We start from the raw sequence: 392 nt of genomic DNA, 5'->3' as shown, positions 1-392 counted from the left end.
GAGCTAGAGTTACCACCAGTGAAAATTCACTGTTCAATTTTAGCCGAAGATGCAATTCAAGCAGCAATTGCAAATTATAAAAGTAAACAAGCGAAGTAAGAGAGTTCCATGGCAGTGACATTGACAGATGCGGCAGCAAACCGCGTACAATCATTTTTAGCAAATCGCGGTAAAGGTTTAGGCCTGCGCGTTGGCATTAAAACGACGGGCTGTTCAGGTCTTGCCTATGTACTTGAGTTTGTTGACGAGCTAAATGACGACGACGAAACATTTGTAGCAAAAGGCGTTACCTTAATTGTTGATGCTAAAAGCTTGGTTTACATTGACGGTACGCAGCTCGATTACACTAAAGAAGGCTTGAATGAAGGATTTAAATTTACTAACCCTAATCA

General features: G+C 41.1%; 2 protein-coding genes. Both read left to right on the top strand.

What is annotated here, in order from left to right; translation table 11 throughout:
• Positions 1-99 (top strand): iron-sulfur cluster assembly scaffold protein (locus tag AAEY88_RS12645; protein WP_350562942.1); only part of this gene is annotated, 99 nt, incomplete at its 5' end.
• Between the two features lie 9 nt (positions 100-108).
• Positions 109-392 (top strand): iron-sulfur cluster assembly protein IscA (iscA, locus tag AAEY88_RS12640; RefSeq protein ID WP_350562940.1); only part of this gene is annotated, 284 nt, incomplete at its 3' end.

It is taken from the genome of Psychrobacter sp. CAL346-MNA-CIBAN-0220 (genome assembly GCF_040309805.1).
GTDB lineage: Bacteria > Pseudomonadota > Gammaproteobacteria > Pseudomonadales > Moraxellaceae > Psychrobacter.
Note: the sequence above shows the minus strand (reverse complement) of the source record. Positions and strands in the feature narration are given on the sequence as shown.